This is a genomic window from Flagellimonas beolgyonensis (assembly GCF_003992615.1).
GTDB lineage: Bacteria > Bacteroidota > Bacteroidia > Flavobacteriales > Flavobacteriaceae > Flagellimonas > Flagellimonas beolgyonensis.
Map to the genome: position 1 here is coordinate 455523 of NZ_RZMY01000018.1, position 9956 is coordinate 465478.

The 9956-nt window shown below is 45.7% G+C and carries 9 protein-coding genes; 3 read left to right on the forward strand and 6 right to left on the reverse strand.

Features of this window, described 5'->3' with window-relative positions:
- Positions 1-32 precede the first annotated feature (32 nt).
- The 4 genes from scpA to udk are packed head-to-tail and all read right to left on the reverse strand — an operon-like array spanning position 33 to position 4422.
- Positions 33-2105, reverse strand: a complete 2073-nt coding sequence (scpA, locus tag EO131_RS16630) for a methylmalonyl-CoA mutase (protein WP_127024922.1) — start codon at positions 2103-2105, stop codon at positions 33-35.
- On the reverse strand, positions 2098-3486 hold the full coding sequence (locus EO131_RS16635) for a methylmalonyl-CoA mutase subunit beta (protein ID WP_127024925.1): 1389 nt from the start codon (positions 3484-3486) through the stop codon (positions 2098-2100). Before EO131_RS16635 ends, scpA begins: the two co-directional genes overlap by 8 nt.
- Positions 3479-3811 carry an FtsB family cell division protein gene (locus tag EO131_RS16640; RefSeq protein WP_127024928.1) on the reverse strand — a complete coding sequence of 111 codons (333 nt, stop codon included), beginning with the start codon at positions 3809-3811 and terminating at the stop codon, positions 3479-3481. Before EO131_RS16640 ends, EO131_RS16635 begins: the two co-directional genes overlap by 8 nt.
- Positions 3802-4422 (reverse strand): uridine kinase, encoded by a 621-nt coding sequence (gene udk, locus EO131_RS16645; RefSeq protein ID WP_127024931.1) that lies wholly within the window; start codon positions 4420-4422, stop codon positions 3802-3804. Before udk ends, EO131_RS16640 begins: the two co-directional genes overlap by 10 nt.
- Before the next feature lie 177 nt (positions 4423-4599).
- Between udk and EO131_RS16650 the strand changes: the two genes are divergently transcribed.
- Genes EO131_RS16650 through EO131_RS16660 form a run of 3 tightly spaced genes read left to right on the forward strand, consistent with a single transcriptional unit; the run spans position 4600 to position 8096 of the window.
- Complete coding sequence (locus EO131_RS16650; protein ID WP_127024934.1) at positions 4600-5100, forward strand: acyl-CoA carboxylase biotin carboxyl carrier protein subunit; 501 nt, start codon at positions 4600-4602, stop codon at positions 5098-5100.
- A gap of 6 nt (positions 5101-5106) precedes the next feature.
- Positions 5107-6549 carry an acetyl-CoA carboxylase biotin carboxylase subunit gene (accC, locus tag EO131_RS16655; RefSeq protein ID WP_127024937.1) on the forward strand — a complete coding sequence of 481 codons (1443 nt, stop codon included), beginning with the start codon at positions 5107-5109 and terminating at the stop codon, positions 6547-6549.
- A gap of 5 nt (positions 6550-6554) precedes the next feature.
- Complete coding sequence (locus EO131_RS16660; RefSeq protein ID WP_127024940.1) at positions 6555-8096, forward strand: acyl-CoA carboxylase subunit beta; 1542 nt, start codon at positions 6555-6557, stop codon at positions 8094-8096.
- A 310-nt stretch (positions 8097-8406) separates the two neighbouring features.
- On the opposite strand, the gene EO131_RS16665 is transcribed toward EO131_RS16660, so the two are convergent.
- Positions 8407-8727, reverse strand: coding sequence for a GIY-YIG nuclease family protein (locus EO131_RS16665; protein WP_127024943.1), 321 nt, complete (start codon positions 8725-8727; stop codon positions 8407-8409).
- 93 nt (positions 8728-8820) lie between these two features.
- A complete protein-coding gene (locus EO131_RS16670) occupies positions 8821-9882 on the reverse strand; it encodes a Gfo/Idh/MocA family protein (protein ID WP_127024946.1) in 1062 nt (353 codons plus the stop codon).
- Positions 9883-9956 lie beyond the last annotated feature (74 nt).

A 9956-nucleotide genomic window follows, 5' to 3' on the forward strand; every position in this document is an offset into this window, starting at 1 on the left:
TAAACTTATAAAGGGCAGCGTGTTATACCTGGTCAGTCCATTAAAATCTCCAGGATCTGTATGGCTGCCTCGGCTATTTTGGTGCCTGGACCGAACACTGCCACAGCACCATGGTCCAACAGATGCTGGTAATCCTGTTTGGGGATGACACCACCCACGATAACCATAATATCTTCGCGACCGTATTTTTTCAATTCTTGGACCACTTCGGGGACCAAGGTCTTGTGTCCACCTGCCAAAGATGAAATACCTAAAATATGTACATCGTTTTCCACAGCTTGCTTGGCCACCTCGGCCGGAGTCTGGAACAAGGGTCCGATATCCACATCAAAGCCCAAATCGGCATAGCCAGTGGCCACTACTTTGGCACCGCGATCATGCCCGTCCTGGCCCATTTTTGCTACCATAATCCGGGGTCTTCGCCCTTCCTGCTGTGCAAAGTCATCGGCCATTTTTCGGGCCTTGCTGAAACTCTCGTCGTTTTTGATTTCTTTGGAATACACTCCGGTAAAGGATTGGATTTTGGCTTTGTACCGACCAAAGGCACTTTCCATGGCATCGCTTATTTCGCCCAGGGTAGCACGTTCTTTGGCGGCTTTTACGGCTAAAGCTAGCAAATTTCCTCGGTCGCCCGTATTTTCCATGGCTTTTTTGCTTGCGGTGCGAATCGCCTCCAATGCTTGCTCCACGGCTTCTGAATTGCGGGTGGATTTGATTTGTTGAAGTCGTTCCATTTGTTGTTTGCGCACCTTGGCGTTATCCACCTCCAAAATCTGAAGGTCGTCCTCATTTTCCAGTTGGTATTTGTTCACGCCCACGATCACATCCTGTCCGCTATCGATTCGGGCTTGTTTTTTGGCCGCTGCCTCTTCAATGCGCATTTTGGGTATGCCGGCTTCGATGGCTTTGGTCATACCCCCCAATTTTTCCACTTCTTCGATTAATTTCCAAGCTTTTTCTGCAATTTCGTGGGTCAGTTTTTCAACTACATGGCTACCTGCCCAAGGATCAACCGTTCGGGTGATGTTGGTTTCCAATTGCAGATATAGCTGGGTGTTTCGTGCAATACGGGCCGAAAAATCGGTCGGCAATGCTATGGCTTCGTCCAAGGCGTTGGTATGCAGGCTTTGTGTGCCTCCAAAAGCGGCTGCCATGGCTTCAATCGTAGTTCGTGCCACATTGTTGAACGGGTCCTGTTCCGTTAAGCTCCATCCACTGGTCTGGCTGTGGGTGCGAAGCATAAGGGATTTGTCGTTTGAAGGTTCGAACTGTTCCACCAATTTGGCCCACAACATCCGTCCGGCCCTCATTTTGGCTATTTCAGAAAAATGGTTCATTCCGATACCCCAAAAGAACGAAAGGCGTGGCGCAAAATCATCGATTTTAAGTCCCGCCTTAATGCCTGTTCGGATGTATTCAATACCGTCGGCCAACGTATAGGCCAACTCCATGGCAGCTGGTGCTCCCGCTTCGTGCATATGATAGCCCGAAATGCTGATGCTGTTGAATTTGGGCATGTTTCGACTGGTGAACTCAAAAATATCGGCAACAATCTGCATGGAGGGTGTAGGCGGATAAATGTAGGTGTTGCGCACCATGAATTCTTTCAAAATGTCGTTTTGAATAGTGCCAGCCAACTTTTCCATGGGCACGCCCTGTTCCAAAGCCGCCACAATATAAAAGGCCATAATGGGGATAACTGCCCCGTTCATGGTCATGGAAACCGACATTTGATCTAAGGGGATCCCATCAAACAAAATCTTCATGTCCTCAACCGAGTCGATGGCCACACCTGCCTTGCCCACATCACCCACGACCCTATCGTTGTCGGAATCGTACCCACGGTGGGTAGGGAGGTCGAATGCCACGGAAAGCCCTTTTTGTCCGGCTTCCAGGTTACGACGGTAAAACGCATTGCTTTCCTCAGCGGTTGAAAATCCGGCATATTGACGAATGGTCCAAGGTCGTCGAACATACATGGTAGAGTAGGGCCCTCGCAAGAATGGGGAAATGCCTGCCGCAAAATCTTCGTGTCCGTATGTTTGTGTCTTGACTGCCCTTGATTGGTCAGCCAATTCTAGGTGTTGAAGGTCTTTTCTACTCATTGTCCAATCTTTTTTGTTCCGAGGCTTCGGCCAATCGTTTTTCGATGATGGGCTCCACAAGGGTTTTACGGGGTTGGGTTTTCACGAACGGATACAGTTCCAAATCATCTTTCATGCGATCCTGGGGATTGGGGTATTTATTGGTCCCCAGTGCGATGATCTTTCCTGTGTCAAAAAGTTCCTGTTCCTTTTGGGCACTTTCCTTGATTTTTTGTTGGATGGTGCCTTTTTTCAAGGCAGCTAAAAATCCACCGGAGGCTTCAATTTGTTTGAACAAGGCCAGGGCTTTTTCAGCAAATTGCTGGGTAAGGGACTCAATATAATAGGCACCTTCCGAAATTTGTGAAGCTTCTTGGAAATAGGCTTCTTCCTTTAATAATAGTAGTTGGTTTCGAGCTATGCGTTCCCCAAATGCATTGTCTTTGTGGTAGATGGCATCATAAGGCAGATTGCAAACCGTGTCGGCGCCACCCAGAACAGCCGACATACATTCGGATGTGGTGCGCAGCATATTCACGTTGTAATCGTACAAGGTTTTGTTGCGTTTGGAAGGCAAGGCCCAAATGTGGCAATCATTGTTCAGATCATAGGCGAGTGTTAGGCTTTTCCAAAGCCAGCGCAGCGCCCTCAATTTGGCTATTTCAAAGAAATAGTTGTTGCCGATGGCTACTTTAAAGGTAATATTGAACGACTTTTCGATTGCGCCCGTGGTTGCCAAATGATTGAGGTATTCATTGGCATGTGCCATGGCATAGGCCAATTGTTGCACTTTGTTGGCGCCGGCATTTTCATACAATGCTAAGTCTACCGATACCGCGGATTCAACGCCATGACTGTTGGCCAATTGAAGGATATTCGCCAAAATACGATGGTCTTCCTCTAGATTATGATACCAGTTACCCTCTTGGGCCAAATTTCCGATCAGGTCAATGTTGAGGTACATCTTCGCTTGTTTGCCTTTAGTGAACGCCAATAATTTCTGAATCGGCTCAATTGCCAAAAATTGAAACTGAAAATGTAACGGTACCTTGGCTAAATCGATTTCGTGCAGTAGCACAGAAAAATCAATGGATTCGTTGGGAATGATCAAAAGTAGACTCTCCACGCCTTTTTGAAGGATTTCTTTGGCTTTGGCATTGGCTTTTTGCGCATCCCCACAGAAAATAGATTGGGCAATTTTCCATGAATGTCCTGCGGATGTTGAAGGCAGAGCGGTTTTTAAATCCTCCCCATTATAAAACGGTTTTACCTTGATGCCTTCCAGCGATTCCCAAACAAGGGCCTCGTTATAATCGGCGCCTTTCAGGTCATATTGGATCTGTTGTTTCCACTGTTTCGCGGAGATTTTGGGAAAATGTTCAAAAAGGCCGGTGTTACTCATCTTGTTTTTGCTTTAGGCTGTCTTCGTATTCGATCAGGAATATTTCTTCCTTGTCTTTTTTCATGTAATATTTTTCCCTGGCGAGTTTTTCAAGCTCCTTCTCATCCGACATTTTCTTGAGGACCTCGCGATCCTTTTCAATCTCTCCCTTTAAAAAATCCTTCTGCTTTTCCAGCTTCTTGATTTCGTTGCGCAATTCCATATGGATCAAAAGTGAGTTGGTATCGAAAAAGGCCATCCAAATCACAAAAATTGTAAGGACCAACACATAGGTATTGGTCATCACCTTGAACCATTTTTTTTGTCGGAGTGCTTTTAGGCCCATTTTTCAGCCAGTTTATTGTTGATGATGGTTCGGACAATGTCGATGGCCACCGTGTTGTAATGGTTGTTCGGGATAATGATGTCTGCAAATTCCTTGGATGGCTCTATAAATTGTTCGTGCATGGGTTTCACAGCGGTCTGGTACCGGGTCAAAACCTTGTCCAGGTCATGTCCACGCTCCCGAATATCCCTTTGTAAACGGCGTATCAAACGTTCATCAGAATCGGCATGTACATAGATTTTGATATCGAACATATCCCGTAATGAAGGGTTGCTCAACACCAAAATACCTTCCACGATCATCACCTTTTTGGGCGAGGTGGATATGGTTTCGTCCAATCGTGTCTCCTCCACAAAGGAATAAATCGGAGTTTCTATGGTTTGGCCCTGCCGCAATTGTTCCAAATGGGCGATCAAAAGGTCAAAATCGATGGAATTGGGATGGTCAAAATTGATTTTTGCCCGCTCTTCCCTGCTCAAATGGGAAAGGTCGTTGTAATAGGAATCCTGTGAAATGACCGCTACTTCGTTTTCTGGAAGTTGGTCCACAATTTGGTTGACCACCGTGGTTTTTCCACAGCCCGTTCCGCCAGCAATCCCTAAAATCAGCATAGATGAAAATTTACCCCAAAAATAAACATTTGATTAGATCTGAACGCTTGTTAACAGAATACATAATTAGGCATGACCCAATTCATAAACCATGATCATTATCATAACCTTGCCAAGTTAAAGGCCATAGCTTTGTGGAATTCTAATGCTTTCGTCTTATCTTTAACCAGCTAACCTGTGGAAACACTATTTATGGACAATTTATTTTCGGTCAAGGTCGACCATGACTTTGATTTTAAACTTTCCAAAGACCAAATTTCTTCCTTGGATTTGATTAAAACCGGCGACCATGCCTATCATTTCTTGAAGGATGGGGTATCCTATCACATCGAGGTTTTAAATGCCGATTTTACGGAGGGAACCTATACCATCAGCATCAATGGGAGTGAATTCGCCACTAAGATCCATACACCTTTGGATGAACTCATTGAAAAGATGGGATTTGCCTCCAATTCCAATAAGAACATCGACACCATTGAAGCACCCATGCCGGGATTGATTTTGGATATTCTGGTACAAGAGGGCCAAGAGGTGAAAGAGGACGATCAATTGGTGATTCTGGAAGCCATGAAGATGGAGAACATCATCACATCGCCCCGAAACGGAGTCGTCAAAAAAATTGGGGTGAAACAAGGCGAGGCAGTTGACAAAAAACAATTGTTGATCGAATTTCAATAAAACAGCATGAAAAAAATATTGATTGCCAACCGTGGTGAAATTGCAGTGCGGGTAATGAAAACGGCAAAAAAGATGGGTATTCGTACCGTGGCCGTTTTTTCAACGGCAGACCGAAATGCGCCCCACGTCCAGTTTGCGGATGAGGCCGTTTGCATCGGTGAAGCGCCCTCCAACCAATCCTACTTGCGGGGCGACAAGATCATAGCGGTGGCCAAGGAATTGAACGTGGATGGGATCCATCCGGGCTACGGATTTTTGAGTGAGAATGCAGATTTTGCCGAAGCTGTCGAGAAGAGTGGTATTACGTTCATCGGTCCCAAGTCCAAGGCGATTCGGATCATGGGTAGCAAATTGGCGGCCAAAGAAGCGGTTAAAGCCTATAATATTCCTATGGTGCCCGGTATCGACGAAGCCATTTCGGATGTCGAAAAGGCCCGTGAAATTGCCAATGAAGTGGGCTATCCCATTTTGATCAAAGCATCGGCCGGTGGGGGAGGAAAAGGTATGCGGATCGTGGAGAAAGAGGCCGATCTCGAATCAGGAATGAAAAGGGCCATCAGTGAAGCCACTTCCGCTTTTGGTGATGGATCTGTTTTTGTGGAAAAATATGTGAAATCCCCACGACACATCGAGGTGCAGGTCATGGCAGATACCCATGGCAATGTATTGCACTTTTTTGAACGGGAATGTAGCGTGCAACGTCGTCATCAAAAAGTGGTGGAAGAAGCCCCTTCCTCTATTTTAACGCCCGAAAAAAGGAAAGAAATGGGTATTGCCGCAACCAAAGTGGCCAAGGCTTGCGATTATATCGGGGCAGGTACCGTGGAGTTTCTTATGGATGCCGATCATAATTACTACTTTTTGGAAATGAACACCCGATTGCAGGTGGAACATCCGGTGACCGAACTGATCACCGGTGTCGATTTGGTGGAACTGCAGATTAAAGTCGCCCGTGGTGAAGAACTGCCCATGAAACAAGAAGACCTAAAAATTAAAGGACATGCCGTGGAACTCAGGGTGTATGCCGAAGACCCATTGAACGATTTCCTTCCCAGTGTGGGGAATTTGGAAACCTACCAACTTCCTGTGGGAGAAGGTGTTCGGGTGGACAATGGTTTTGTGGAAGGCATGGACATTCCCATTTATTACGATCCCATGTTGTCCAAGTTGATCACGTATGGGCAGACGCGTGAGGAAGCCATCGAACTGATGCTCGAGGCCATCAACAATTATAAAGTTAAAGGGGTGCAGACCACTTTGCCGTTCGGAAGTTTTGTTTTTGCCCATGAGGCATTTCGTTCGGGGAATTTTGACACTCACTTTGTAAAAAATTATTATGCTCCGGAAATGATTCACGAGGCCAAGGCCAAGATGGCCGAGGTGGCAGCTCTAATGGCGCTTCACCAATTTCTGGAAGACCAAAAAATAGTACGATTACCTTCAAATTGAACCCAATGGAACCCAAGATAAAAGCACTTCAGGATAAAATAGCCCAAGCACACCTTGGTGGTGGTGAAAAGCGAATCGAGAAGCAACATCAAAAGAAAAAATTGACCGCCCGTGAACGTATCCTTTATTTTTTGGATGAAGGCTCGTTCGAGGAAATGGGAATTTTAGTCACCCACCGTACCACCGATTTTGGGATGGACAAAGAAGTCTATTACGGTGATGGTGTGGTTACGGGCTACGGAACCGTAAACGGTAGGTTGGTCTATGTGTATGCCCAGGATTTTACCGTTTTTGGAGGTGCATTGTCCGAAACCCATGCCGAAAAAATTTGCAAGGTGATGGACCTCGCCATGAAGGTGGGGGCTCCGGTCATCGGATTGAATGACTCAGGGGGTGCCCGTATTCAAGAAGGGGTGCGATCTCTGGGTGGCTATGCCGATATTTTCTATCGCAATGTTCAGGCTTCTGGGGTTATTCCCCAAATATCTGCCATAATGGGCCCATGTGCGGGCGGGGCGGTGTATTCGCCAGCGATGACAGATTTCATCATCATGGTGGAGGAGACCAGCTATATGTTTGTTACCGGTCCGAACGTGGTCAAAACGGTGACTAATGAAGAAGTAACGTCCGAGGAATTGGGAGGCGCCAGTACCCATGCCGTTAAATCCGGGGTTGCACATCGAACGGCTGCGAACGATGCTGCTTGTTTGGACGACATCAGAAAATTGTTGGATTATTTACCACAGAACAATACCGAACCCCCTGCTTTGAAACCCTATATTTTGGGTGATGAGATTCGGGAACAACTCTCCGGTATTGTTCCGGACAATCCGAACAAGCCATACGATATGCACGATGTGATCAAGGGCATTATCGATGCGGATTCCTTCTACGAAATCCATAAGGATTATGCCGAGAACATCATCACAGGTTTTGCCCGATTGGGAGGTCGAAGTATCGGTATCATTGCGAACCAACCTATGTTTTTGGCGGGAGTGTTGGGAGTAAAAAGTTCAAGAAAAGCCGCACGGTTTACCCGTTTCTGTGATGCTTTCAATATTCCGTTGTTGGTATTGGTCGATGTGCCAGGCTTTTTGCCGGGGACCGACCAGGAGTGGAGCGGTATCATTATGCATGGCGCCAAATTGCTGTATGCGTTGAGTGAGGCTACGGTGCCACGGGTAACGGTGATCACCCGAAAAGCCTATGGAGGGGCTTATGATGTGATGAACTCCAAACACATTGGTGCGGATTTCAACTATGCTTGGCCAACTGCTGAAATTGCGGTAATGGGAGCAAAAGGTGCCAGTGAAATCATTTTTAGGCGTGAAATTGCTGCGGCTGACGATCCTGAAGCCAAATTGAAGGAAAAGGAGAACGAATATGCTGACAAGTTTGCCAACCCCTACCGGGCGGCCCAACGAGGGTTTATCGATGAGGTAATTTTGCCCAAGGAAACCCGTAGAAAGCTATTGAAAACCTTTGCCATGCTCGAGAAGAAACAGGTACAGGCGCCCAAGCGAAAGCACGGGAATATTCCGTTGTAATAGAACTTCTTTGAATGGGAATCAATAAAGGACTTGTTTGTTGGAATTTTAAATGATTACCCAATTGCTACTGGAATTTATTTAATCATTTTGGGAATATTATTGCTATTGTATCGATTGGGCAAGAAAGATTCCTTTAAAATGAAAGATTATAATATCTTTTCTTGGAAAGTGTTGGTTAATACTTGGGCGGTAATCATCATTATTTTAATGATGGGCTTGTTTTTATTAACAAGAAATATAAGTTTTTGAGCAGAAGCGAGGATTTGTCATGTCGAGCGCGGTCGAGACATTTTATACAGTCGAGCCCTCATTCATGTTTCGGTTTATACTTATAATGTGAGGCATTTCTACATTCCGATAGAATTTGCAATAGATTTAAATTGCCTTCTGCGAGAGCAAGCTTCTTTTTGGCACTCCACTTTTTTATCTTCTTTTCGAAATAGATGGCTTGTAAAACATCGTTGAATTCTTGCTGAAAAATCAGTTGGACAGGTCTTCTTTTGTACGTGAATGCGGTTTTGTTCAAACCGTTTTGGTGTTCCGAGAACCTTCTGGCCAAATTATCCGTAATGCCAGTATAGGTTAGTCCATCAGCACATACAAGTATGTAAACATAATACTGTTTCATGATTTGGTAGTGTCTCGACTGCGCTCGACCTGACATCAAACATAACAAAGTTTTTAGAACAGGTTTCGAAATCGCTCTACCTGACAGTAATTTCTAAAGAAGAACTGTTTTCCCAGTCTTGACTGATTTGTCTGCGGCCAGCACAATTTTTAGGCTGTTCACGGCATCATTTAAATGATGGGTGAGATCCCTATCATTCACAATGGCATCGTAAAAATATTCCTGTTCCAACAAACACAGGCCATCGTGGTCGGGTTCATCAGCCGTGCTTATGATTTCATCTTTTTGGGTGAAATGGCCATTTGCATCCAAATGGCTATGATGCAGTTTTAAACTGCCCGTTTTGGAATGGCCTTCAATATCATCTGAAGCTCCCTTGTCTTGATCACTGATGGAAACACAGCCCTTGGGTCCGATCACATCCTTGATGAAAAATGCGGTTTCGCTCATCATGGGCCCCCAACCGGCTTCATACCATCCCACGGAACCATCTTCAAAGCGAACCTGAAGTTGCCCATAATTGTACATGTCGACAGCCACTTCATCCGACAATCGAGCGCCAATGGCCGAAACACTGATGGGTTTGGAGCGTGTCATGGAGCACATCACATCCACGTAATGCACACCACAGTCCACAATGGGTGACATGGACTGCATCAACTGTTTGTGGGTGTACCAATGCTCACCGGAACTCTGTTGGTTCAGATTCATGCGCATGACCAAGGGTTTGCCCAAGGTTTGGGCAATTTCAGTGAACTTGGCCCAAGTTGGGTGTACTCGTAAAATATAGCCGACAACCATTTTACGGCCCATTTTGTGGGCTAGATCCACTAAGGTTTGCGCCTCTTCAACCGTCAATGCCAAAGGCTTCTCCACAAAAACATGGGCATTGGCATCCAAGGCCATTTTCACATAGGAAAAATGGGTGTCCGGATAAGTATTGATGGAAACCACATCAGGTTGGGTGGCATTCAAGGCTTGTGCATAGTCTGAAAACGTTGGGACTCCATCCAGCTCTTTGGATAACCGTTCCCGACTTTTGGCACCTCTACTGACCAATCCAACGAGATTAAATCCATCCAATTTGTGGTAGGCGCGGGCATGGGAAGTTCCCATATTGCCACAGCCTACAACCAACGTTTTTAATGTGCCCATGGTTATGCTTATTTATCCCTTAAAGATACGGCTAATCAAAATTTTGAATAGGTCAAAAACAGGATTTGTTGCTT